The organism is Streptomyces sp. NPDC092369 (assembly GCF_044755245.1).
Classification (GTDB): domain Bacteria; phylum Actinomycetota; class Actinomycetes; order Streptomycetales; family Streptomycetaceae; genus Streptomyces.
Map to the genome: position 1 here is coordinate 712,721 of NZ_JBIVQP010000003.1, position 23,502 is coordinate 736,222.

Consider the following 23,502-nt stretch of genomic DNA (forward strand, 5'->3'; position numbering starts at 1 on the left):
CGACGGCTGTGGCGTCCCACGTCCCCCCTCAGCTCCTCGCGCTCTCGCCGACTCCGTCACCCTCGCCGGCCACCTTCGCACGCCCCGTCCTCGAACCCACAGTCCTGGAGCGCTCGGATTTCACGCTCTCGCCGGCAGCGTCGTTCTTGACGCCACCGTCACCGCGCCCGGCGACTGACGAGCCGTCGGCGACACCGGCACCGTAGGCATCATGGGTCCCACCGGCCAAGTCGCCCCGCGCGTCGGAGGGCGCCGACTCCCCCGTATCGGCCAGGAGTTCGCGGAAACTCCGGGCCACCAGCTCCGGGTACTCCATCATCGCCACGTGCCCCGCGTCCGGCAGGCTCAGCAGGCGGGAGTCGCGGAAGGTGCGGGCCGCCTTGCGGGCCATGCGGTAGCCGACGAGCTGGTCCCGGCCGCCGTAGACGAGCAGGGTCGGCGCGAGGACGCGTTCGGCCTGGCGCCACAGCCCGTGCTGACCGCCCAGCGTGTACGCGTTGACGATCCCGCGCGCGGAGCGGGTCATCGCGTCCCAGAAGTACGGCAGTTGCAGCCGCCGCTCCATCTCCTCCACGGCGTCGTGGAGCCCTTCCGGCGTCACCATCCCGGGGTCGCCGTAACACAGCGTCAGAACGCCCTGGACGCGCTGCTCCGCCGTCCATTCCCGGGTGAGCCGGGTGAACAGCCCGGTCACTCCGGGCAGCGCCATCAGCACCGTGGGCACGGCGCTGCGCTGGACCCGGATCTCGGGCAGTGCCGGCGACACGAGGGTCAACGTGCGCACCAGGTCGGGCCGCAGCGCCGCGACGCGCGTGGTGACCGCGCCGCCGAGCGAGTTGCCGAAGAGGTGCACGGGACCGCGGCCGGCCGCGTCGAGGTAGCGGATCACCGCGCGCGCGTGCCCGGTGATCGAGTAGTCGCCGTCGTCCGGTGGCGGGGAGTCGCCGAAGCCCGGCAAATCGAGGGCCTCGCCGTCGACGACGCCCTCCAGGTGCTCCATCAGCACCGACCAGTTCTGCGAGGAACCGCCCAGGCCGTGGACGTAGAGCGCGGGCGGCAGCCCCTCACGCGCGGGAGGGCGCGAACGGACTGTCAGCGTGATGCCCGGCAGCCCGACCGATCTGAGCCGCTCACCGTCCGCGACCCTGACGGGAGACACCTTCGGGAGCACATTGGACGCCGGCACGGACGGCGGCTCGGTCGAAGACATGCGGCAATGTTACGAGACGATCACGTAGGGGCCCGTGTGTTGGCCGTCACAGATCGCACCCACGGTCGCATAGCGTCCGGATCCTGTGTCTCCTACGCTCGTGGAGGGCACCCGCTGGTAGACCCTGCTTCTTCCAGGGACATTCGTAGGAAGGGAGCCCATCATGGCCATCGACCCCACCGATCCCGAGACATTCGAGGACGAGCGCGCCGAGGAAGCGACGGAGATCGACGTGGAGGCACCGGAGGCGGACGCGGCGGAGCAGTCCGCCGATGTCGTGCCGGACCGCGACGAGCCGCTGGAGGACGTCGACCAGGCCCGGGCGTCCGAGGCGGACCTGATCGAACAGCGCCGGGTCGTCTCGCTCGACGAGGACGACTACCGCTGACGACCACGAGGCCGACGGCCCCTGACCGGGCGGAAGAGGCTTTCTGCCCACACCGAAGAGGTCCGAAACCGCCTTTTCGGGTATCACCACGGTCCGGTCCGTGAAATTCTGCGCTCGCACCGCGCACACCAGGGTTACCGAAAAGTACGATGGCGACGCGGCGCTCACCGCAAGAGGACGACTTTGGGAGGCGGCGTGACAGCCATCGAGCAGACAGAGGCCGCGCGCCCGAGGGGTACGCGGCTGCCGCGCCGTGCCCGACGGAACCAGCTGCTGGGCGCCGCGCAGGAAGTGTTCGTGGCGCAGGGCTACCACGCGGCGGCGATGGACGACATCGCCGAGCGGGCGGGCGTCAGCAAGCCGGTGCTCTACCAGCACTTCCCCGGCAAGCTCGACCTCTACCTGGCACTTCTCGACCAGCACTGCGAGTCGCTGATCCAGTCGGTGCGCGTGGCGCTCGCGTCGACGACCGACAACAAGCAGCGTGTCCGCGCGACGATGGACGCCTATTTCGCGTACGTCGAGGACGACGGCGGCGCCTTCCGGCTGGTCTTCGAGTCGGACCTGACCAATGAGCCCGCCGTGCGCGAGCGCGTGGACAAGGTCACGAACGAGTGCGCCGAGGCGATCTGCGAGGTCATCGCCGAGGACACCGGTCTCTCCCAGGCGGAGTCGATGCTGCTGGCCTCCGGGCTCGGCGGCCTCGCCCAGGTGGTGGCCCGCTCCTGGCTGCACAGCGACCGCAGCGTCCCGCGCGACCAGGCGGTGCAGCTGCTGACCTCGCTGGCCTGGCGCGGTATCGCGGGCTTCCCGCTGCACGGCACCGACCAGCACCACTGACGCCACCGCGGCCCCGGGCGGCCGTTTGTTCCCGTCCGTTGTTCGCTCCTGGCGTTGGGGCGCGGACCGTGTACGTCCCCTCACCGGGCTAATGTGTGCTGGGTAGGGCGCGGACAGGTCGCGCACTTCACTGACCGTCGGAGGGACATAGCCGTGGAGGTCAAGATCGGCGTGCAGCACGCGCCCCGCGAGATCGTTCTGGAGAGCGGTCAGAGTGCCGAGGAGGTCGAGCGGATCGTGGCCGAGGCACTTGCCGGGAAGTCGCAGCTGCTGACCCTCGTGGACGAACACGGCCGCAAGGTCCTCGTCCCGGCCGAGCGACTCGCCTACGTCGAGTTGGGTGAGGCGGCCCCGCGCAAGGTGGGCTTCGGCGCGCTCTAGGCACACGCGAAGCAGAGGGGCCCGGCGACGTTTCGTCGCCGGGCCCCTCTGCCGTTCTCCGCCACGAACGGAGCACAACTCACTCACAGAGGAGGATTGCATTCCGCAGGTCACGGGTATGACGGGGTACGACCGTGATGCGCAGGCAGGCCAGGTGGGAGGGACCCCTCGTGATGTTGTTGGAAGCGCTCGCCGCAGCCGTTCTCGGTCTGGTGCTGGCGGCCCTGACATCCCATCGGCTGGCACACCGTCTGCCGGCCCGTTCCCTGGTCCTGGCCACCGGCGTCGCCGGCGCCCTGTTCGGCGCCTTCATCACCCACAGCGCCCTCGACCCGGGCAACCTCTTCGTGATCCTCCTGGGCGCGGCCGTCATCTCCGCCGCCTCCCTCTCCTTGCTGCTACGCCCGAGCCGCGGACTCCGCAGGCGCTCAGCCCCGGCGTAAGGCGGTAGGGGTAGCGGGCGGCACTTCAAGTCGCCCTAGGTGTGAGGTACTTAGGGGCGCGGGGAACTGCGCGACCAGCCCCCACCGGCCGGCAGCCGCAGATCCCCCCGCAACCACCCCCCACAGAGCGCTACGCCGCCAACCCAAGCGCAGCCATCCGCTTCGTGTGCGCCTCAGTGATCCGCGAGAACATCCGCCCCACCTCAGCAAGATCGAACCCATCGGCAACCCCACCGACCAGCATCGTCGACAACGCGTCCCTGTCAGCGACAACCCGCTGGGACTGCGACAACGCCTCCCCCATCAACCGCCGAGCCCACAACGCGAGCCGCCCGCCCACGCGAGGCTCCGCGTCGATCGCGGCCCGCACCTTCTCCACCGCGAACCCCGCATGCCCGGTGTCGTCGAGGACCGCCAGCACCAGTTCCCGCGAATCCGTGTCGAGCCGCGCGGCGACCTCGCGGTAGAAGTCGGACGCGATGGAGTCACCGACGTACGCCTTGACGAGCCCTTCCAGCCAGTCCGAGGGCGCCGTCTGCCGGTGGAAACCGTCCAGCGCGGCGACGAACGGCTGCATCGCGTGCGTGGGCTCCTCGCCGATCTCCGTGAGCCGGTCCCGCAGCCTCTCGAAGTGGTGGAACTCGGCCGACGCCATCTTCGCCAGCTCCGCCTTGTCCGCCAGCGTCGGCGCCAGCTTGGCGTCCTCCGCGAGCCGCTCGAACGCGGCGAGTTCCCCGTACGCCAGCGCGCCGAGCAGGTCGACGACCGCGGCACGGTACTGCGGGTCGGCGGCGGCCGTCGCCCAGTCCTGGGCGGCGACCCCGGTGTGCGCGACGGGGGCGTCGACGGTCGCCTCTCCGGTCGCGTCGGAGGCGTTGTCAGGCTTGTCAGAGGTCGTCATGAAGCGCACAATAGCCCGCTCGCCGCGAGGCGGAAGTCCCTGGTCAATCAGTGTGACGACGACTACGTGACCAATTCGGCCATCGCGTGTGCACGTTTCCGGGGTATGGTGGTAATGCGCCTGCTGAGTACGCACGTCCGTAACGACGACGTACCTCGTGCGGCCGCACGTTTGAGGATGCCCGGTCGGTGGCCCGATCGGCTCCGACCCGACAGCCCTCTGGGCCGTACGCACTCTGCGTACGGAGTACGGAGGGAACCCTCAGCGGTACGAGCGCTAGAGCGTCGGCAGAGGTCCCGTGCCCTACGGCCCGATGTCCGTAAGGCAGCCGACGTCCCCGGCACGGTCCGTCAACGACCCCTTCGCTCGCCTCGCGCCGCGCACACAGAAGAGGCAAAACCCTGACTACGACGTTCAGAGATCTCGGAATCCTTCCCGAGACCGCCGAGGCGCTTGAAGCCGTCGGCATCATCACGCCCTTTCCCATCCAGGAGATGACCCTCCCCGTAGCCCTCTCGGGCACGGACGTCATCGGCCAGGCCAAGACCGGCACCGGCAAGACGCTGGGCTTCGGCCTCCCGCTCCTCGAGCGCGTCACCGTCCCGGCCGACGTAGAGGCCGGCCGCGCCAAGCCCGAGGCCCTCACCGACGCCCCGCAGGCGCTCGTCGTCGTCCCCACGCGCGAGCTCTGCACGCAGGTCACCAACGACCTGCTGACCGCGGGCAAGGTCCGCAACGTACGCGTGACCGCGATCTACGGCGGCCGGGCCTACGAGCCCCAGGTCGAGGCCCTCAAGAAGGGCACCGACGTCATCGTCGGCACCCCGGGCCGACTGCTGGACCTCGCGGGCCAGAAGAAGCTCAACCTCAAGCACATCAAGGCGCTCGTCCTCGACGAGGCCGACGAGATGCTCGACCTGGGCTTCCTGCCCGACGTCGAGAAGATCATCAACTTCCTGCCGGCCAAGCGTCAGACCATGCTGTTCTCGGCGACCATGCCGGGCGCGGTCATCGGCCTGGCCCGCCGCTACATGTCGCAGCCCACGCACATCCGCGCCACCGCGCCGGACGACGCGGGCGCGACGGTCGCGAACACCGCGCAGTACATCTACCGCGCGCACAACATGGACAAGCCCGAGCTGGTCTCGCGCATCCTGCAGGCCGACGGCCGGGGCCTGGTCATGGTCTTCTGCCGTACCAAGCGCACCGCGGCCGACCTCGCCGACCAGCTCAAGCAGCGCGGTTTCGCCGCCGGCGCGGTCCACGGCGACCTCGGCCAGGGCGCCCGCGAGCAGGCGCTGCGCGCCTTCCGCAACGGCAAGGTGGACGTGCTCGTCTGCACCGACGTCGCCGCCCGCGGCATCGACGTCGAGGGCGTGACGCACGTCATCAACTACCAGTCCCCCGAGGACGAGAAGACGTACCTGCACCGCATCGGCCGTACCGGCCGCGCGGGTGCCAAGGGCATCGCGATCACCCTCGTCGACTGGGACGACATCCCGCGCTGGCAGCTCATCAACAAGGCGCTGGACCTCGGTTTCAACGACCCGCCGGAGACGTACTCCACGTCCCCGCACCTCTTCGAGGAACTGAGCATCCCCGTGGGCACCAAGGGTGTCCTGCCCCGGGCCGAGCGCACCCGCGCCGGGCTTGAGGCGGAGGTGCTCGAGGACCTCGGCGAGACGGGCGGCCGTGGCGGCCCGCGTGGCCGCGGCGGACGAGGCGACCGGGACAACCGGGGTGACCGCAACGACCGTGGCGACCGGAACGAATCCCGCTCCGGCGACCGCGAGCGGCCCGCGCGCACGCCGCGCAGCCGCCGTCGGACGCGCAACGGAACCCCGCTGGACGGCGCGGCCGCTGCCACCGCCCCGGTGACCGCCGTGCCCGAGGCCGAGGAGGCCACCGGCACGCGGACCCCGCGCCGCCGGCGCCGCACCCGTAACGGTGCGTCGGAGCCGGTGACGGCTGCCGTGACCGTATCGACCGAGGCCGCCGAGGCCGCGGTCACCACGGCGGAGGGCCCCGCCCTGGACGCCCCCGAGACCGCGTCGAAGTCGCGCCGCCGCCGGACCCGGCGGTCCGCGGAGACGCAGGTCGACGCCGCGCAGCCCGCTGTCGCAGTGGCTGCTCCGGCTGTCGTGGAAGCTCCGGTCATCGTGGAGACCCCGGTCTCCGTGACCGAGCCGGAGGCTCCCGCCGCCCCGCGTCGCCGTACGCGCAAGGCGACGGCCGCCGCGGAGACTGCCGTGGACACGGCGGAAGCGGTGGAGACCAAGCCGAGGGCTCGCCGCACCCGCAAGGTCGCCGAGCCTGTGGAAGCGGTCGCCGACGTCACCGAGCCGACCGAGGCCAAGCCGCGCCGCACCCGCAAGGCCGCCGCTGCCGCGGAGACTGCCGTGGACACGGCGGAAGCGGTGGAGACCAAGCCGAGGGCTCGCCGCACCCGCAAGGTCGCCGAGCCCGTGGAAGCGGTCGCCGAGGTCACCGAGGCCAAGCCGCGCCGTACCCGGAAGGCCGCGGCGACCGCCGAGGCCGTCGTGGACACGGTCGAGGCCACGGAGACCAAGCCCACGGTCCGCCGCACCCGCAAGGCCGCGACCGCCGCCCCGGAGACCGCCGAGGTCACCGAGGCACCGGCCGAGGTCAAGCCGCGCCGTACCCGCAAGGTGGCCGCCGCTGCCGAAACCGCCGTGGACACGGCGCAGGGCACGGAGACCAAGCCCGCGGCTCGCCGCACCCGCAAGACCGCCGCGACCGTCACCGCCGACATCCCGGCGCAGGCCGTGGAGGAGCCGGCGACCAAGCCGCGCCGCACCCGGAAGGCGGCGGCGACCGCCGAGGCCGTCCCGGAGGCGACCGAGGCGAAGCCCAAGACGGTACGGCGTACGCGCAAGGCGACCGCCACGGCCACGGAGCCCGCGGAAAGCTGACCGCGCACTCTCACCGACGGCCCGTCCCACGTCCTGTGGGCCGGGCCGTCGGCGTTTCCGCCCACGCCCTCGGCGAAATGCGCGCCGCCCCTGGTCCCCGCTCGCCCCGATCCGCACCCTCCTCGGTCCCCCTCCCGGACACCCCCGTGAACCGGCCCGACACGCTCCCCGTCACAGCCGCCAGATAGCCTCGCCCCATGAGCAGGCCTCCGTCCTTCACCCCGCCCCCCGGCGCCCGCGCGTACTCGTTGCGTACCGCGCGCGGAGAGTTCGCCGTCGTCGACGCAGCCGTGGCCGCCGGTGTCGAGCCGCGAGGCGTGGCGTTGATGTTGCCCGGGTTCACCGGCAGCAAGGAGGACTTCAATCCGCTGCACGAGCGGCTCGCGGCGCGCGGGTACCGGACGGTCGCCGTGGACGGGCGCGGACAGTACGAGTCCGACGGGCCGGTGGACGACGAATCGGCTTACGCGCAGGAGGAGTTGGCGCGGGACGTGCTCGCCCAGGTGGCTGCCGTGGACGCCGGTCCCGTGCATCTGGTCGGGCACTCCCTCGGCGGCCAGATCGCCCGTGCCGCCGTTCTCCTGGACCATTCGCCCTTCCGGTCCCTGACCCTCATGGCCTCCGGTCCGGCCCAGATCTCCTCCTCGCAGCAGCAGCGCGTGAAGCTGTTGCGGGACGCGCTGGCCGTGATGACCCTGGCCGAGGTGTGGGAGGCCATCCAGGCCATGGAGCCGCAGCCGCCGGAGGAGACGGACGCGGGTGAACTGGACGACGGTCTCGGGGACCAGGAAGACCTGCGGCGACGCTTCTTGGGCAACAAGCCCGCCCAACTCATCTCCACGGGACGCCAGTTGTGCGTCGAGCCGGACCGCGTGGCCGAACTGGCCGCCGTACCGCTGCCGTTCCACGTCCTGTCGGGTGCGCGTGACGACACCTGGCCGGTGACGCTGCTCGATGACATGGCCCTGCGGCTGCGCGCCCATCGGACCGTCGTCCAGGGCGCCGAGCACTCCCCCAACACCGACAACCCGGCGGAGACGGCCCGCGCCTTCGCGGACTTCTGGGACGGCGTCCACCAGAGCCGCTAGCACCGATCGTGCCACTCACCGCTGTGCCACTCACCGCTAGTACTGCGTCTGCAGGTGCTCCCAGAACCCGTCCCGCAGCGCCCGCCGCAGATCCGCCTGTCCGCGCAGGGAGTACTGGAGAAGGCCCTCCGCCTCGACCAGCAGGTCCTGGTCGACCGAGCCCGGCAGGTAGGGGTGGCCCGGCAGCAGTTCCACCAACGCCTCCCGGCCCCGCGCGGCCAGCCATTTCGCCGCGATCTGCGCGCCGACGAAGCGGACGTCCTCGCGGGTGGGCCGGGTCGCCGTGGTCTCGTAGGCGGGGGCGGTGCGGCGGGCGACGTACGGCTTGAAGAAGTCGAGGTCGAAGGTGCGTTGGCTGTCGACCTCCCAGAGCAGCGGCTCCGCCTGGTTGCGGCCCTCGGGGGCCTCGATGCCCCACAGGTGGACCCGGGCGCCGTACCCCTGCGCCGCCTCGACCGCCGACACCAGGTCCTCGTCGCCGCCGAGCAGGGCCGCGTCGCTGATGGCGCGGTGCCGGGCGAGGGATTCGAGGTCGGTACGGATGAGCGAATCGACGCCCTTCTGCTGGTTGTTGGCGTTCAGGTTGCCCAACCGGACCTTCACGTCCGGGAGTTCGGCGATGGACTGCTGCTCGGCGGTGTGGATGCGGCGCCGGGCGCCGTCGTACCAGTAGACCCGCAGCAGCCTGCTGTCCGCGAAGATCGTGCGTGCCTTGTCGATGAGCGCCTCGATCAGGCCCTCGGAGTCGAGGTCGAAGGAGCGGCGGTCCTCGGTGCCGGCGACGAGACGTCCCGCGGCGGCGTACAGGTAGCCCGCGTCGACGAAGATCGCATGGGTCGAGGGCGTCTTCGCCACCTCGGCGAGCATGCGTCTCAGCAGCTCGTTCGTGCGGTCGATACGGGCGCCGAGCGCCGTCAGGTCGTCGTCTCTCATTGCCTCCATTGTCTCGGCGGTCACGCTGCGAACACAACCGGTCCCGGTCAGTCTCCTGTGTGCACCTTGGGAGTCCCTTACCGGTCAGTAATTAGCCGTTCGAAAAATTTCCTTAGCGTAGGGAATGTTTGTAACACGCACCCCGTTGACTACATCAGTACCCAAGTAGTTCTCCTCAGGAGGATGACCAGACGAAGGGAGAAGCCATGCGCTTCGAAATCATGCGTCTCGACGAGGTCGACGGCACCACCGTGGACAGCACCGTCGTGGACGCCGCCTCCGTCAACCGGATCGTGCAACAGGCCGCCGCCATAGGGCAGCGTCTGTGGATCCGCCCCGCCGAGACCAAGGCCTCGTAACACTTACGCGGACTCCTCAACACACTTCAGAGCCCCGTACGGCGCACGCCGTACGGGGCTCTGTGTATACGAACGGACGATTCAGGCGCCCTTGATCACCTGCGTGATCCCGTTGATGATCTGCTGCACGGCGATCGCGGAGAGCATCATCCCGGCGAGCCGCGTCACGAGCACCACGCCGCCGTCCTTGATGACCCGGATGATCAGCAGCGAGTACCGCATCACCACCCACAGCACGACGTGGATCGCGAGGATCGCCGCCCACACCGACACCTGAGAGGCGACACCGTCGGCCTTCTGCACGGCCAGGATGACGGACACGATCGCGCCGGGGCCGGCCAGCAACGGCATGCCCAGCGGGACCAGCGCCACGTTGACGTCCTTGGTCTGCTTCGGCTCGTCGGTCTTGCCGGTGAGCAGATCGAGGGCGATCAGGAGGAGCAGCAACCCGCCCGCGATCATCAGCGCGGGCACGGAGACGTGCAGATAGTCGAGGATCTGGTGCCCTAGCAGCCCGAAGACGGTGATCACGCCACCGGCGACGCAGACCGCCTGGAAGGCCATCCGCTTCTGCACCTTGCCGGGCCGGCCGGCGGTCAGGGCGAGGAAGATCGGGGTGATCCCAGGGGGATCCATGATGACGAACAGGGTCAAAAAGAGGGAGCCGAAGACGGCGACATCGAACATGGGTGAGCACAGGCCTTGCGAGAGAAACGGGAAAGGGGGAAGCGGTCGACCGGGCGTGGGTGTCAGGCCCCGCCGGCCCCCGGCACCGGGAACGCGCCCGTCGCCCGGCGCGTGATCTCCCCGTAGACCTCGGGATCCGTGACGTACTCGCCGAGCACGCACGTCTTGCGGCTGCCGTGGTAGTCGCTGGAGCCGGTGGTGAGCAGCCCGAGTTCCTTGGCGAGCCCCCGCAGCCGCGCCCGCGTCTCCAGGTCGTGGTCCATGTGGTCGACCTCGATGCCGTCGAGCCCGGCGGCGGCCAACTCGGCGATCGAGGACTCCGGCACGGTACGACCGCGCTTGCTGGCGCCCGGATGCGCGAACACGGTGACGCCGCCGGCGGCCTTGACCAGCCGGATCGCCTCGAAGGGGTCGGTCTCGTGCTTGGGTACGTAGGCCCGGCCGCCGTCGGCGAGCCACTGCCGCGTGAACGCCTCGTCCACCGTCTTCACCACGCCCAGTTCGACCAGAGCGGTCGCGACATGCGGCCGCCCGACCGACCCGTCCCCGGCGATCCGCGCCACCTGCTCCCAGGTCACCGGCGTTCCGGCGTCCTGCAGCCGCGCCACCATCGCCCGGGCCCGCGGCACCCGGTCGTCCCGTACCAACTCCCGCTCGGCGAGCAGCGCCGGCTCCTCCGGATCGAAGAGGTACGCCAGCATGTGCATGGACACCCCGTCGATACGACAGGACAGCTCGGCCCCGGTGACGAGCGTGAGCCCCTCGGGCAGCGCGGCGATCGCCTCGGCGTATCCACGGGTGGTGTCGTGATCGGTCAGCGCGACCACGTCAAGCCCGGCAGCGGCAGCATTGCGCACCAGCTCAGCGGGGGTGTCCGTACCGTCGGAAGCGGTGGAGTGGGCGTGCAGATCGATACGCACTACGCGACTCCAGCCGGTGACGGAAAAAGGGGACCGCCCAAGAGTAACGGCTACACCGACCCACTCAGGGGCGCGAGGAACTGCGCGGCCAGCCACAACCAACCCGCAGCCGCCCGACGAGAGAACCCCCACGTCAGTAGGCGCTACGGCTGAAGCAAGCGCGGCGCCAACGCCCCACAGGGCACCAGCTCGACTTCGGCCCCCGCGTCCCGCAAGTCCGTGAGCACCAGCTCGTCGTACATCAGCAGTCCCGACTGCTCAGGCCACACCACGGCCCAGAGCCACAGCCCGAGCGCCTCTCCCGCGAAAACGGCCCGGTCATCGGGGCCGCCGGGGACATGCCACAACGGCGTAGGGCGGCCAGCCGCAAGCACCTTCGCCTGGGGCGGCTTCTCCACGTTCATGTACGGCCCGGGGTCCGGCCCGTCGATCCCCGCGTAGCGCGCGCCGAGGCCGACACCGAGTTCCTCCGCCACGAGGATGAGCTCTCCGATGCCACCGAGCGGACCCGGCCCGGAACACGCCACGGCCGTCGCACGGCCCCCGCTGCGGTCGTCGCCCGCGCACGCCACGCCCGTGAACAGCCAGCCGACCGGCAGCGGCCACGGCATCCACACCGGTACCTGCGTGCGATGCACGACGACTTCGAGGGCCTCGACGCTGGGCGGGATCACGGGCTGCAGCGGATGCACGGTCCCGTGCACATCGCACTGCCAGGAATCGGCGAAGAGTCCGGGAGCCCTGACCCGGCCACCACACTTCGGGCAACTGGGTTCGCCCCTCATAGGGCCCCACGGTCCTACCCTCGCTCGCGCACGTCAAGGACGATCACCCGTCCGGACTGAACCCTTCACCGGGCACAACTAGCTGTAGCTTGCATTAATTAGCCTCTCTAACTTAGTATGTGTATATACCAACTACCATCGACCGAGAGAGGCGTGAAGAAGCATGGACGACCCCTTCGACGCGGGAGCGACCGGCATCCTGCGACAGCCCAAGTCCGTGTGGGCGACGGCCGGCGCGTCCGTCGTCGCCTTCATGGGCATCGGACTCGTCGACCCGATCCTGCCGTCCATCGCCAAGGGCCTGGACGCCACGGCCAGTCAGGTCTCCCTGCTCTTCACCTCGTACTTCCTGATCACGGCCGTCGCGATGCTGGTCACCGGCTTCGTCTCCAGCCGGATCGGCGGTCGCAAGACCCTGCTGCTGGGCCTCGCCCTTGTGGTCGTCTTCGCCGGTCTCGCGGGCACCTCGAACTCGGTCGCCGAACTCGTCGGCTTCCGCGCGGGCTGGGGCCTCGGCAACGCGCTCTTCGTCTCGACGGCCCTCGCGGTCATCGTCGGCGCGGCGGCGGGCGGCAGCTCCGCGGCGATCCTGCTGTACGAGTCCGCGCTCGGCCTCGGCATGGCGTGCGGCCCGCTGGTGGGCGCGCTGCTCGGCGACGCGAGCTGGCGCTACCCCTTCTTCGGCACCGCGTTCCTGATGGCGATCGGCTTCCTGTGCATCACGGTGTTCCTCAAGGAGCAGCCGAAGCCGGCGACGAAGACCTCACTGCTCGACCCGATCAAGGCGCTCGGCCACGGCGGCCTCGCCTCCGCGGCGGCCTCGTCCTTCTTCTACAACTACACGTTCTTCACCGTGCTGGCCTTCACCCCGTTCGTGCTGGACATGACCCCGTACAAGTCGGGTGCCGTGTTCTTCGCCTGGGGCGTCCTGCTCGCCGTCTTCTCCGTGTTCGCGGCGCCGAGGCTGCAGGAGCGGTTCGGTTCGCTGAAGGTGCTGGGCGGCTCGCTGGTGCTGCTCGCGGCGGACGTCCTGATCCTCGGCTACGGCGACCACACCACCGCGATCGTCTGCACGATCCTGTCCGGTGCCTTCATCGGCGTGAACAACACCGTCTACACGGAGCTGGCGCTCGGTGTGTCGGACGCGCCGCGCCCGGTGGCGAGCGCGGGCTACAACTTCGTACGGTGGTTCGCCGCAGCGGCGGCGCCGTTCTTCGCGCCGAAGATCGAGGAGTGGAGCGACATCCACATCCCGTTCGTGGTCGCGGCGGTCACCGCTCTGCTGGGCGCGGTCGTGGTCGTCGTACGGCGCAAGGCGCTCACGCACGAAGCCGAGGAGCTGGAGACGCGGCACGCCGTCGAGGACAGTGTCACCGTCTTTGCCGACTGAAGCTTTTCGGCCACCGTCCGGTGAGCTTGCTCACTCCAGCGGGACGGACCTGCGGGACGGATCCCGCAGGTCCGTCCCGTTCGTCAGCCAGCGCTCCTGGATGGCCTGGGCGCCGTGGACGCGTTTCCAGGCCGCCTCGTTCGGGGTCATCGGGAGCAGCGGCAGGAAACGGACCGGGTCGAGGGGGGCGTCCAGTTCGAGGTCCTCGACCAGTCCGCCCGGCTCGGCCACCAGGACCGAGGTGAACGGGGCACCCGGCCACAGCGGCTCCCCCACGTCGAGGGAGGCGCCCGGCGCCACGACCACACCCTCCACCTGCGGAGACGCGGCGAGCACGGCGAGCGGGCGGAGCACCTTGTCCGTCTCGGCGAGTCCGGCGCGGACGGAGAGGACGAGTTCGGCGCGCGGTCCCGCGACCGGGTCGGCGAGCATCGCGGTGGGGTCGCTCATCGGCTGCGCGGACATCCCGAGCGTGGCGTAGCGGACGACGTCGCCCTCCTGGAAACGCAGCACCTCGACGCGGTCCGTGCCGAGGAAGGTGACCGCCGCGCGTGCGTCCGGCGCGCCCAGCGCGGTGCGCAACCGGGCCTCGACCAGAGGAAGAACATCAACCATGTCGCGAGCATAGAACTCGTCAGTACCGGGCAAAGCGGCGGCTTGACACTTCGCGTCACTGCTAGTCTTGCCCGGTGGTTCGGGGCAGCACGCTTGAGCGTCGCGATCAGGTCCCGACGCCGACACCACTCCCTTTCGAGGGATTGAGACTCCCTTACGAGGGACCGGCCGGAGGAGGTGGGGCTGTCATGGATCGAAGTCGACCGTGCAGTACCACTCGTTCTTCCGCCCGCTGATGCAGCTGCTGTGACTCCGGCAACCGCCGCCTCTCACACTCGCGTCCTTGCACGGAAGAGCACTTCATTCCGTTGTGCCTGATCCCTGTGATCTGTCTGATCTGAAGCAGTAGCTGATCCAGCAATGAAGCTCCGCTGCCGCGACGATGCGGTGCTCCCCGCTTTGTGGACGTGCCAAACACACCCGCAGTCAGGACGTCCCCATTCCGGGTAGTTCCACCCGTCGCCGCCGCCCTTTGTTGCCTGTCACGAAGGAGCCTGCCATGTCGATGATCCGTGACCTGCGTGCCGCAGTACGCCCGTCGCGCCCCTCGCTGCGCAAGGACACCGGCGCGTACGACACCACCCGCGACCCCGGTACGCCCTCGGCCGTCGTCGACTGCGCCGTCTACCGCGACGGCACCCGCGTCGTGACGCCGGCGCCGCTCACCCCGCACGAGGCGATGCGTCAGGTGCGCCGCGACGGGGGCTTCGTGTGGATCGGTCTGCATGAGCCGACCGAGGCCGAATTCGCCGGTATCGCAAGCGAGTTCGGGCTGCACCCGCTGGCCGTGGAGGACGCCGTCCAGGCCCACCAGCGCCCCAAGCTGGAGCGCTACGACGACTCCCTGTTCACCGTCTTCAAGACCATCCACTACGTCGAGCACGACCAACTCACCGCCAATAGCGAGGTGGTCGAGACCGGCGAGGTCATGTGCTTCACCGGACGGGACTTTTTCATCACCGTCCGGCACGGCGGCCAGGGCTCGTTGCGCGCGCTGCGGCACCGGCTGCAGGACGACCCCGAGCTGCTCGCGAAGGGCCCCTCGGCCGTGCTGCACTCGATCGCCGACCACGTCGTCGACGGCTATGTCGCGGTCGCCGACGCCGTGCAGGACGACATCGACGAGGTCGAGACCGAGGTCTTCTCGCCCGGGCGGGGCGGTATCTCGCGCGGCGTCGACTCGGCCCGGATCTACCAACTCAAGCGTGAGGTACTGGAGTTCAAGCGCGCGGTGTCGCCCCTGCTGCGGCCCATGCAGCTGCTGAGCGAGCGGCCGATGCGGCTGGTCGACCCGGACATCCAGAAGTACTTCCGGGACGTCGCCGACCACCTCGCCCGGGTCCAGGAACAGGTCATCGGCTTCGACGAACTGCTCAACTCGATCCTCCAGGCCAACCTCGCGCAGGCGTCCGTCGCGCAGAACGAGGACATGCGGAAGATCACCGCGTGGGCCGCGATCATCGCCGTACCGACGATGGTGTGCGGCGTGTACGGCATGAACTTCGAGCACATGCCCGAGCTGCACTGGCGCTACGGGTACCCGATGGTGATGACGTTCATCGTGGGGGTCTGTCTGGTCATCCACCGCACCCTCAAGCGCAACGGCTGGCTGTGAGGGTGCCGGGGCCGGTGCTGGATAGGCTGCGCCCATGACCGCGGAGCCGATGCCAAGCGAGCTGCTCGACCAGGCCCTCGTCGAGGAGGCCACGAAGAAGTCCGGTCTTGTCTGGGTCAACGGTCCCGGCGTCCCGGCGCGCGCCCTGTGGCACGTCTGGCACGAGGGCGCGGCCTGCCTGGTCGGCGACGGTCCGGGCGAGCAGCCGCTGCCGGGGCTGACCGACGGCGGCCCCGCCGAGGTCACCGTGCGCAGCAAGGACAAGGGCGGCCGGCTGGTCTCCTGGTCGGCCAAGGTCGTCGAACTCGCTCCGGACTCCGAGGCGTGGCAGGCGACGGTCGCCGAGCTGAAGGGCAAGCGGCTGAACGCCCCCGACGGCGAGGCGATGCCGGAGCGCTGGGCGCGCGAGTGCCGGGTGCTCCGCCTGGTTCCTACGGGGTCTGTGGCGCCGTTGCCCGAGGGGGACTTGGCGCAGGCGCCGCTGTCTTCACCGGCGACAACGCGTCAGCCGATTCCGGCGGGGCTGCCCCGGCTGCTGTTCCGCAAGCGGCGACGGAAGTAGCGGGCAGTGCGCGGAAGCAGTCGGCGGCAGGGGCGAGTTCGGTCCCGCTACGACGCCGGCAACTGCTTGCCGTAGTCCACCGTCTCGTCGTCCTTCGGTTCGGTCAGGGGGAATTGTTCGCCCCAGGACGAGAAGGTGAGGGTGCCCGCGCCGCCGGCGCGTTGGAGGCGGAGGGGATAGGGCTCGCCCTTGAGGGAGACGTCCAGCGTGCCGCCGGAGCCCTCGTCGCCGGTGATGCGGATGGTGCGGGTGCCCGACTGCTCGTGGTGGCCGTCCGTCGCGAGCGTGCCGTGCAGGGTCAGCAGTCCGTCGAGGAGGACGTCCTTCTCGGTGAAGCCACTGAACTTCTGGTAGGAGGGATCCCCCTTGGGCACCTTCACGTACTTGCCGTCGAGCGTGCTCGCGGCGCCCGCGTCCGAGCCGCCGTCGGCCTGGTTCCAGAACGCCGCGTCGGCCTTCAGGTACAGCTGCTCACCGACGCGCAGCAGCCCGAAGGCAACGCCCTTCGAGGTGACGGAGCCGGTGCCGCCGTCGGCCGACAGCCGCATGTCGAGCGTGTACGTCCGCCCGTTGGTGACGACGTTCCCGGCAAGGCGCACCGCCGTGGCGGAGTCGGCGGCCGCCTTGGACTTGGACTGGATCGTGGCGGCGGGCAGCTTGCCGACCCCGTTGGTGCCCGCGTCCGGATCCTCGCTGCAGCCCGTGAGCAACCCGGTCCCCGTCACCACCAGAGCGCACACCGCGCTCACCAGCGCGGCTCGGCGGGTACGGCCCTGGGCAATCGCGGTCACAGCTGGGGCTGCCTTTCTGTCGCGGGACGGAGGCAGCGTACCGGGGCCGCGCGGACTGAACGGAGCCGGTCCGTCCGGACCACCTACCAGGGCGGACCCGATCGGGACGGGCTAGCCTGAAGCCCATCCGAGCGGGCAATTCGGAAAAGGAACACCGTACGAAACACCCGTAGGAAACCGTAGGAAACACCCGTCGGAAACAGGAAGAAAAGGAGGCGCGTTCATGGCAGCGGGCGCCCCTTCCCGGATCTTCGTCTCGCATCTCGCGGGCGTCCCCGTCTTCGACCCCAACGGCGACCAGGTGGGCCGTGTCCGCGATGTCGTCGTCATGCTGCGCGTGGCCCGGCGCCCCCCGCGCGTGCTCGGGCTCGTTGTCGAACTGACCACGCGCCGCCGGATCTTCCTGCCCATGACCCGGGTCACCGGCATCGAGTCCGGCCAGGTCATCTCCACCGGCGTGCTCAACGTCCGCCGCTTCGAGCAACGGCCCACCGAGCGCCTCGTCTTCGGCGAACTCCTCGACCGGCGCGTCACGCTCGCCGAGACCGGCGAGGAGGTCACCGTCCTCGATCTGTCGGTGCAGCAGCTGCCGGCCCGCCGGGACTGGGAGGTCGGCCGCGTCTTCGTCCGCAAGGGGAAGAAGGGCGGCGCCTTCAGGCGGGCCCGAGGAGAGACGCTGACGGTGGAGTGGTCCGCGGTCACCGGCTTCTCCCTTGAGGAGCACGGACAGGGCGCCGAGAGCCTCCTGGCCACCTTCGAGCAGCTGCGCGCGGCCGACCTCGCCAACGTCCTGCACCATCTGGCCCCCAAGCGGCGGGCCGAGGTCGCCGCCGCCCTCGACGACGACCGGCTCGCCGACGTCCTCGAAGAGCTGCCGGAGGACGACCAGATCGAGATCCTCGGCAAGCTCAAGGAGGAGCGCGCCGCCGACGTCCTGGAGGCGATGGACCCGGACGACGCGGCCGACCTGCTCGGCGAACTGCCGGCGGAGGACCAGGAGCGGCTGCTGAACCTGATGGAGCCCTCCGACGCGGCCGACATGCGGCGCCTGATGTCGTACGAGGAGCACACGGCCGGCGGTCTGATGACGACCGAGCCGATCGTGCTGCGCCCCGACGCGACCGTCGCCGACGCCCTCGCGCGCGTGCGCAACGCCGACCTCTCCCCCGCGCTCGCCGCCCAGGTCTACGTCTGCCGCCCGCCCGACGACACCCCGACCGGCAAGTACCTCGGCACGGTCCACTTCCAGCGCCTGCTGCGCGACCCGCCCTACACGCTGGTCAGCTCGATCCTCGACGACAGCCTGCAGACCCTCGACCCGAAGGCCGCGCTGCCCGTCGTCGCCGGGTTCTTCGCGACGTACGACATGGTCGCGGCGCCCGTGGTGGACGAGGCCGGGTCGCTGCTGGGCGCGGTCACCGTGGACGACGTACTCGACCACATGCTGCCCGAGGACTGGCGGGAGACCGAGTTCCACCTCGACGGGACCGAGGAATCCGAGGAATCCGAAGAACCCGGGGAACCCGACGAGCGCGACGGACGCGACGGACGCGACGAACCGATCGAAGGGGAGGAGGCGACGGCGCATGGCTGAGCGTGAGACCGGCCGCGAACGCACCCCGGCGGGGGCGACGGCGAGCACGCGCGCGCGGGCCCGCCTGGACCAGCCCCGGCCGACGCGGCGCCGGCTCCTGCCCGAGTGGGACCCGGAGGCCTTCGGACGGTTCTCGGAGCGCATCGCGCGCTTCCTGGGCACCGGGCGCTTCATCGTCTGGATGACGGTCGTCATCATCGCGTGGGTGCTGTGGAACATCTTCGCGCCGCGTGACCTGCGGTTCGACAACTACCCGTTCATCTTCCTGACGTTGATGCTGTCCTTGCAGGCCTCCTACGCGGCCCCGCTGATCCTGCTCGCGCAGAACCGGCAGGACGACCGCGACCGGGTCAACCTCGAACAGGACCGCAAGCAGAACGAGCGGTCGATCGCCGACACCGAGTACCTGACCCGCGAGATCGCCGCACTGCGCATCGGTCTCGGCGAGGTGGCGACCCGCGACTGGATCCGCTCCGAGCTGCAGGACCTCGTCAAGGAGATAGAGGCCCGGCGGGACGGACACGTCGTATTCCCGGCAGAACGGTCCGCCGGGCGTGACGCAGACGACCGCTGAGGGGCTGGCCGAAGGGCCCGGTGGGCGCCGTACCATCGACCCTATGGCTAGCGAAGACGCGGTGCGCCAGGCACTGGCGACGGTGAACGACCCCGAGATCAACCGGCCCATCACCGAGCTCGGGATGGTCAAGTCCGTGGAGATCGACGCGGACGGAGCGGTCGCGGTCACCGTGTACCTCACCGTCTCCGGCTGCCCGATGCGGGAGACGATCACGCAACGCGTGACCGATGCGGTCGCCGCCGTCGACGGTGTCAGCCGCGTCGACGTGACCCTCGACGTGATGAGCGACGAACAGCGCAAGGAACTCGCGACCGCCCTGCGCGGTGGCAAGACCGAGCGCGAGGTCCCCTTCGCGCAGCCCGGCTCCCTCACCCGCGTCTACGCGGTGGCGTCCGGCAAGGGCGGCGTCGGCAAGTCCTCGGTGACGGTGAACCTGGCGGCGGCGATGGCGGCCGACGGTCTCAAGGTGGGCGTCGTCGACGCCGACATCTACGGCCACTCCGTGCCGCGCATGCTGGGCGCCGAGGGGCGTCCGACCCAGGTCGAGAACATGATCATGCCGCCGTCGGCGAACGGCGTGAAGGTCATCTCCATCGGCATGTTCACCCCGGGCAACGCGCCCGTGGTGTGGCGCGGTCCGATGCTGCACCGCGCGCTGCAGCAGTTCCTCGCGGACGTCTACTGGGGCGACCTGGACGTCCTGCTCCTCGACCTCCCGCCGGGCACCGGCGACATCGCCATCTCGGTCGCCCAACTGGTCCCCAACGCCGAGATCCTGGTCGTCACGACCCCGCAGCAGGCGGCCGCCGAGGTCGCCGAGCGGGCCGGCTCGATCGCCGTGCAGACCCACCAGAAGATCGTCGGTGTCGTCGAGAACATGGCGGGCCTGCCGTGCCCGCACTGCGGCGAGATGGTCGACGTCTTCGGCACGGGCGGCGGCCAGTCGGTGGCCGACGGCCTCACGCGCACGACGGGCGCCTCGGTCCCCGTCCTCGGCTCCATCCCGATCGACGTCCGCCTCCGCGAGGGCGGCGACGAGGGCAGACCGGTCGTCCTGACCGACCCGGACTCCCCGGCGGGCGCGGCGCTGAAGGCGATCGCGGGCAAGCTCGGGGGCCGGCAGAGGGGCCTTTCGGGACTGTCCCTGGGGATCACGCCCAAGAACAAGTTCTGAGATGTACGACGATGGGGTGCCCTCCAGGCTGGAGGGCACCCCATCGTCGCACTCCCGACTAGGCGTAGGCCGAGATGTCCTTGATCATCGCGAAGCCGAGCCCGTACGCGCTCATGCCTCGCCCGTAGGCCCCCACGTGCACCCCCGCTTGGGTGGACCCGGCCAGGACCCAGCCGAACTCCGACTCCCGGTAGTGGAAAGGCGTCGGGACGCCGTCCACCGGCAGGGACAGGGACGACCAGTCGGACCCGGCGAGATCGTCCGCCAGGGCCCACGCCGTCTCCGTCTGCTGATCCAGCCAGTCGTCCCGCAGCGAGTGGTCCATCTGCCCGGGCCAGGTGAAGGACAGCAGCCCCACCCCCGCGAGCCAGGCCGCCGAGGAGACCGACGTGGCCTCCAGCAGCCCCGTACCGTCGGCGCTCCTGCGGGACGGACTCGCGGCGACGGTCACGACGACCGCGAACTTCTCCTTCGGCTCACCGGCGGAGCCCACCGCGTACTCGTTCTTCACCGAGGGCTCGTCGCCGTGCCCGATCGACCCGTGCTCCACGGCCCCGTCGGCCGCCGTACCCACCTGCATCAACCAGCGCGGCCCCGTGAAGGCCTCGTCGAGGCCGTACCACGGGAAGGCCGCCTGCAGGTAGCCGTCGACCGTGCGCCGGGCGAAGGGGACCTGCTGTCCACCCTCCGCGGCCGGCGCCTGTGCGACCGCCTGACTCGTCGTCTCCATGTGCCCGGACGCCTCCTCGCTCTCGTCGGACCGAAGCGGCCCGCCCCCCTTCGGGCGGCGTTGCTTGTTCGCCGCCGGCCCGCACAACAACTCGGCAGCATAGCCACCCCGCCGCGGGCAACCGGGAAACCGCCCGGCGCGTGGGTCGCTCAGAGGGCCGGTTCAGGGCGCGCGAAGGCCCCCCCGGGTATGAAACGCGTCACGTACGGCGGGGGTGAACAGTCGTGTTCGTACGGCTCAGGTGGCGTCCGCGTCGAAGGGCGGGCGGTCGTCTTCCTCGGGCTTCTTGGTCATGTCGAGACGACCGCCGGAGGAACCGGACGAGGAGGAACCCGACGGCGAGGAGGAGTCCGACTTGTCGGTGTCGCGGCTGTGCACCGCGTCCGTGACCTCGGCCATCTCCTTCTTCAGGTTGAAGCCGTTGCGGATCTCCTTGAGCCCCAGTTCATCGTTGTCCAACTGCTTGCGGATGAACGTCTTGGGGTTGAGGTCCTCCAGCTCGAAGTCCTTGAACTCCGGGCCGAGTTCCTGCCGGATGTCCTCCTTGGCGCTCTCCGAGAACTCGCGGATCTTGCGTACGGTCCGCATGACGTCCTGGATGACCTTGGGGAGCTTGTCCGGACCGAAGACGAGCACGGCGAGGACAACGAGCGTCACCAGCTCCAGCGGTCCTATGTCATTGAACACCTGATGCTCCTTGTGGTCCGGGCCGGATCCACGGTACCCGGCGATCCGCTTCGACCGGTACTGTCCCGAGCGCTCCGAGTGCGCCCGCATGCCGGTTTTCCCGGTTGTTTGCCTTGTGGACCGTGGCTCGTGACCTCACGTGTGAGGTTCCTGTCAGTTGCTGCCGGAGATCAGCCGGTGTCAGGCATCGGCTGATGCCGGGGATCAGTCGCCGTCGGAGGATCCGAGCACCAGCGAGATCGTCAGCTCCCTGCCGTCGCGCCGCACGGTCAGCTCCAGCCGGTCGCCGGGGCGATGGGCCCTGGTCTTGACGATCAGCTCCTCGCCGGAGTGCACGCGCTGACCGTCGACCTCGGTGATGACATCGCCCGCCTCGATGCCCGCCTTGTCGCCGGGGCCGCCCGCGTTGACGGCCGGGGCGCCGCCGCTGCCCTTGGTGCCGACGCGGGCGCCGTCGCCGGTGTAGTCCATGTCGAGGGTGACGCCGATGACCGGGTGGGTCGCCTTGCCGGTGTTGATCAGTTCCTCGGCGACGCGCTTGGCCTGGTTGACGGGAATCGCGAAGCCGAGCCCGATGGAACCGGCCTGACCGCCCCCGGAGTCCGAGCCGTCGTCGGCGGAACGGATCGCGGAGTTGATGCCGATGACCCGGGCCCGCGAGTCGAGCAGCGGTCCGCCGGAGTTCCCGGGGTTGATCGGCGCGTCGGTCTGCAGGGCGTCCACGTACGACACGTCGCTGCCGTCGACGCTGTCGCCGGCCGTGATGGGCCGCGACTTGGCGCTGATGATGCCGGAGGTGACGGTGCCCTCCAGGTCGAAGGGGGCACCGATGGCGACGACGGGGTCGCCGACCTGGACGTTGTCGGAGTTGCCGAGCGGCAGGGGGCTGAGTCCGCGCACGCCGCTGACCTTCACCACGGCGAGGTCGTAACCGCTGTCCCGGCCCACGACGGTGGCCTTGGCGGTGTCCCCGCTGTTGAAGGTCACCGATATCTCGCCGGAGGAACCGGCGGGTTCGACGACGTGGTTGTTGGTCAGGATGTGTCCGAGGTCGTCGAGCACGAACCCGGTGCCGGTGCCGGACTCCTCGGAACCGGTCACATGCAGGGTCACGACGCTGGGCAGGGCCCGCGCGGCGATCCCGGCCACACTGTCGGCGGCCCGCCCGACCGGCTCCTTGCCGGCCTGCGGCAGCTGTACGCCCCCCACACCGCCGTTGCGCTCCAGATACGACCCGATGGCACCCCCGACGCCCCCGGACAGCAGCGCGAGCGCCAGCGCCCCGCCGACCAGCGCCCGCCGCACCCGCCGACGCCGTGAGGCGACCCCGTCGACTGCGGCGCCGGTCTGCTGGAGAGGGGCGGCCGGGGCGGCCCAGGGGTCGTAGTTCTGCCAGGGGGTGGCGGGAGTGGCGGGAACGGGGGCAGCGGAGGGCGTAGCGGGAAGTGGTTGTCGGACCGGTGGGGCGGGGGCCCAGGGGCCCGGTTCGCCGTAGGGCGGGGTACTGAAGGGGTCGGGGTCGTGCAGGGGTTGGGGGCGGTCCTCGGGCACCAGGGCGGCGGGAATGGGGGCTGTCTCCTCCGTCGGGGGCCCGTCCTGCGGGGGCCGCGACTCGACGTCGCCGGCGGCCAGTCCCCCGACCGGATCCGCGTCGCCCACCGCCACGGGCGGCGCCAGCGCGAAGTCGTCCTCCGCGGAAGCGGGCCGGGCCAACTCGAAGTCGCCGTCGGGGGAACCGTCCTCCCCCGCAACCCCCGAAGGGCCTTGCGGGTGTGGACGATTCCACCACTTCGCCTTCGTCGGCTTCCCCTCGTTCACTGCTCTCCCCACAGCTGACCGCGGCACGGCTCGTCGTCGGCGGTCGCGGTTCGTCGACTCCGCGTCCGGCTGCCTGCGCAG

At 70.4% G+C, this 23,502-nt stretch carries 24 protein-coding genes; 13 read left to right on the forward strand and 11 right to left on the reverse strand.

Annotated features, from left to right (window positions below; all coding sequences use genetic code 11):
* Nucleotides 1–28: 28 nt before the first annotated feature.
* Entirely contained in the window at nt 29–1,210 is a 1,182-nt protein-coding gene (locus tag ACIQI8_RS20095) for an alpha/beta fold hydrolase (protein ID WP_402352095.1), read from the reverse strand.
* Nucleotides 1,211–1,373: 163 nt separating this feature from the next.
* On the opposite strand from ACIQI8_RS20095, the gene ACIQI8_RS20100 reads away from it, so the two are divergent.
* From ACIQI8_RS20100 to ACIQI8_RS20115, 4 genes are all read left to right on the forward strand, one after another.
* Nucleotides 1,374–1,598, forward strand: a complete 225-nt coding sequence (locus ACIQI8_RS20100; RefSeq protein WP_402352098.1) for a hypothetical protein — start codon at nt 1,374–1,376, stop codon at nt 1,596–1,598.
* Nucleotides 1,599–1,793: 195 nt separating this feature from the next.
* The gene (locus tag ACIQI8_RS20105) at nt 1,794–2,438 is read left to right on the forward strand and encodes a TetR/AcrR family transcriptional regulator (RefSeq protein ID WP_123997902.1); all 645 of its coding nucleotides are present in this window, start codon (nt 1,794–1,796) and stop codon (nt 2,436–2,438) included.
* A 153-nt stretch (nt 2,439–2,591) separates the two neighbouring features.
* On the forward strand, nt 2,592–2,819 hold the full coding sequence (locus ACIQI8_RS20110) for a DUF3107 domain-containing protein (RefSeq protein ID WP_123997903.1): 228 nt from the start codon (nt 2,592–2,594) through the stop codon (nt 2,817–2,819).
* A 173-nt stretch (nt 2,820–2,992) separates the two neighbouring features.
* Nucleotides 2,993–3,262, forward strand: a complete 270-nt coding sequence (locus ACIQI8_RS20115) for a hypothetical protein (protein WP_402354023.1) — start codon at nt 2,993–2,995, stop codon at nt 3,260–3,262.
* Between the two features lie 130 nt (nt 3,263–3,392).
* Here ACIQI8_RS20115 and ACIQI8_RS20120 read toward each other — a convergent pair whose 3' ends face one another.
* Complete coding sequence (locus ACIQI8_RS20120) at nt 3,393–4,172, reverse strand: ferritin-like fold-containing protein (RefSeq protein WP_402352102.1); 780 nt, start codon at nt 4,170–4,172, stop codon at nt 3,393–3,395.
* Between the two features lie 485 nt (nt 4,173–4,657).
* Between ACIQI8_RS20120 and ACIQI8_RS20125 the strand changes: the two genes are divergently transcribed.
* The gene (locus ACIQI8_RS20125; protein ID WP_402352105.1) at nt 4,658–7,096 is read left to right on the forward strand and encodes a DEAD/DEAH box helicase; all 2,439 of its coding nucleotides are present in this window, start codon (nt 4,658–4,660) and stop codon (nt 7,094–7,096) included.
* A gap of 197 nt (nt 7,097–7,293) precedes the next feature.
* Nucleotides 7,294–8,184, forward strand: coding sequence for an alpha/beta fold hydrolase (locus ACIQI8_RS20130; protein ID WP_402352108.1), 891 nt, complete (start codon nt 7,294–7,296; stop codon nt 8,182–8,184).
* Nucleotides 8,185–8,220: 36 nt separating this feature from the next.
* Here the strand turns inward: ACIQI8_RS20130 and ACIQI8_RS20135 are convergent, their stop codons facing one another.
* Nucleotides 8,221–9,126 (reverse strand): NYN domain-containing protein, encoded by a 906-nt coding sequence (locus ACIQI8_RS20135; protein WP_402354026.1) that lies wholly within the window; start codon nt 9,124–9,126, stop codon nt 8,221–8,223.
* A 197-nt stretch (nt 9,127–9,323) separates the two neighbouring features.
* On the opposite strand from ACIQI8_RS20135, the gene ACIQI8_RS20140 reads away from it, so the two are divergent.
* Entirely contained in the window at nt 9,324–9,476 is a 153-nt protein-coding gene (locus tag ACIQI8_RS20140; RefSeq protein WP_019058373.1) for a hypothetical protein, read from the forward strand.
* Nucleotides 9,477–9,557: 81 nt separating this feature from the next.
* Here the strand turns inward: ACIQI8_RS20140 and ACIQI8_RS20145 are convergent, their stop codons facing one another.
* From ACIQI8_RS20145 to ACIQI8_RS20155, 3 genes are all read right to left on the reverse strand, one after another.
* Nucleotides 9,558–10,163 carry a MarC family protein gene (locus ACIQI8_RS20145; RefSeq protein ID WP_123997909.1) on the reverse strand — a complete coding sequence of 202 codons (606 nt, stop codon included), beginning with the start codon at nt 10,161–10,163 and terminating at the stop codon, nt 9,558–9,560.
* 62 nt (nt 10,164–10,225) lie between these two features.
* Complete coding sequence (locus ACIQI8_RS20150; protein ID WP_402352112.1) at nt 10,226–11,083, reverse strand: PHP domain-containing protein; 858 nt, start codon at nt 11,081–11,083, stop codon at nt 10,226–10,228.
* A gap of 143 nt (nt 11,084–11,226) precedes the next feature.
* The gene (locus ACIQI8_RS20155) at nt 11,227–11,868 is read right to left on the reverse strand and encodes a DUF6758 family protein (protein ID WP_402352115.1); all 642 of its coding nucleotides are present in this window, start codon (nt 11,866–11,868) and stop codon (nt 11,227–11,229) included.
* 163 nt (nt 11,869–12,031) lie between these two features.
* Here ACIQI8_RS20155 and ACIQI8_RS20160 point away from each other — a divergent pair, with 163 nt between their 5' ends.
* Nucleotides 12,032–13,258, forward strand: coding sequence for an MFS transporter (locus ACIQI8_RS20160; protein ID WP_402352118.1), 1,227 nt, complete (start codon nt 12,032–12,034; stop codon nt 13,256–13,258).
* Nucleotides 13,259–13,288: 30 nt separating this feature from the next.
* On the opposite strand, the gene ACIQI8_RS20165 is transcribed toward ACIQI8_RS20160, so the two are convergent.
* Nucleotides 13,289–13,873 carry a suppressor of fused domain protein gene (locus tag ACIQI8_RS20165; RefSeq protein ID WP_402352121.1) on the reverse strand — a complete coding sequence of 195 codons (585 nt, stop codon included), beginning with the start codon at nt 13,871–13,873 and terminating at the stop codon, nt 13,289–13,291.
* 499 nt (nt 13,874–14,372) lie between these two features.
* Between ACIQI8_RS20165 and ACIQI8_RS20170 the strand changes: the two genes are divergently transcribed.
* Nucleotides 14,373–15,488, forward strand: coding sequence for a magnesium and cobalt transport protein CorA (locus tag ACIQI8_RS20170; RefSeq protein WP_402352124.1), 1,116 nt, complete (start codon nt 14,373–14,375; stop codon nt 15,486–15,488).
* Nucleotides 15,489–15,537: 49 nt separating this feature from the next.
* Entirely contained in the window at nt 15,538–16,050 is a 513-nt protein-coding gene (locus tag ACIQI8_RS20175) for a hypothetical protein (RefSeq protein ID WP_402354029.1), read from the forward strand.
* A 47-nt stretch (nt 16,051–16,097) separates the two neighbouring features.
* Here the strand turns inward: ACIQI8_RS20175 and ACIQI8_RS20180 are convergent, their stop codons facing one another.
* The gene (locus ACIQI8_RS20180; protein ID WP_402352127.1) at nt 16,098–16,841 is read right to left on the reverse strand and encodes a hypothetical protein; all 744 of its coding nucleotides are present in this window, start codon (nt 16,839–16,841) and stop codon (nt 16,098–16,100) included.
* Between the two features lie 223 nt (nt 16,842–17,064).
* On the opposite strand from ACIQI8_RS20180, the gene ACIQI8_RS20185 reads away from it, so the two are divergent.
* Genes ACIQI8_RS20185 through ACIQI8_RS20195 form a run of 3 tightly spaced genes read left to right on the forward strand, consistent with a single transcriptional unit; the run spans nt 17,065 to nt 20,186 of the window.
* Nucleotides 17,065–18,435 carry a magnesium transporter MgtE N-terminal domain-containing protein gene (locus ACIQI8_RS20185; protein ID WP_402352130.1) on the forward strand — a complete coding sequence of 457 codons (1,371 nt, stop codon included), beginning with the start codon at nt 17,065–17,067 and terminating at the stop codon, nt 18,433–18,435.
* Entirely contained in the window at nt 18,428–19,009 is a 582-nt protein-coding gene (locus ACIQI8_RS20190) for a DUF1003 domain-containing protein (RefSeq protein WP_402352133.1), read from the forward strand. Before ACIQI8_RS20185 ends, ACIQI8_RS20190 begins: the two co-directional genes overlap by 8 nt.
* Nucleotides 19,010–19,052: 43 nt before the next feature.
* Nucleotides 19,053–20,186: an Mrp/NBP35 family ATP-binding protein gene (locus ACIQI8_RS20195; protein ID WP_402352136.1), complete on the forward strand. Its 1,134-nt coding sequence runs from the start codon at nt 19,053–19,055 to the stop codon at nt 20,184–20,186.
* Between the two features lie 58 nt (nt 20,187–20,244).
* On the opposite strand, the gene ACIQI8_RS20200 is transcribed toward ACIQI8_RS20195, so the two are convergent.
* From ACIQI8_RS20200 to ACIQI8_RS20210, 3 genes are all read right to left on the reverse strand, one after another.
* Entirely contained in the window at nt 20,245–20,916 is a 672-nt protein-coding gene (locus tag ACIQI8_RS20200) for a hypothetical protein (protein ID WP_402352139.1), read from the reverse strand.
* Between the two features lie 237 nt (nt 20,917–21,153).
* Nucleotides 21,154–21,603 (reverse strand): sec-independent translocase, encoded by a 450-nt coding sequence (locus ACIQI8_RS20205; RefSeq protein ID WP_402352142.1) that lies wholly within the window; start codon nt 21,601–21,603, stop codon nt 21,154–21,156.
* A 204-nt stretch (nt 21,604–21,807) separates the two neighbouring features.
* On the reverse strand, nt 21,808–23,421 hold the full coding sequence (locus ACIQI8_RS20210) for a trypsin-like peptidase domain-containing protein (RefSeq protein WP_402352145.1): 1,614 nt from the start codon (nt 23,419–23,421) through the stop codon (nt 21,808–21,810).
* Nucleotides 23,422–23,502 lie beyond the last annotated feature (81 nt).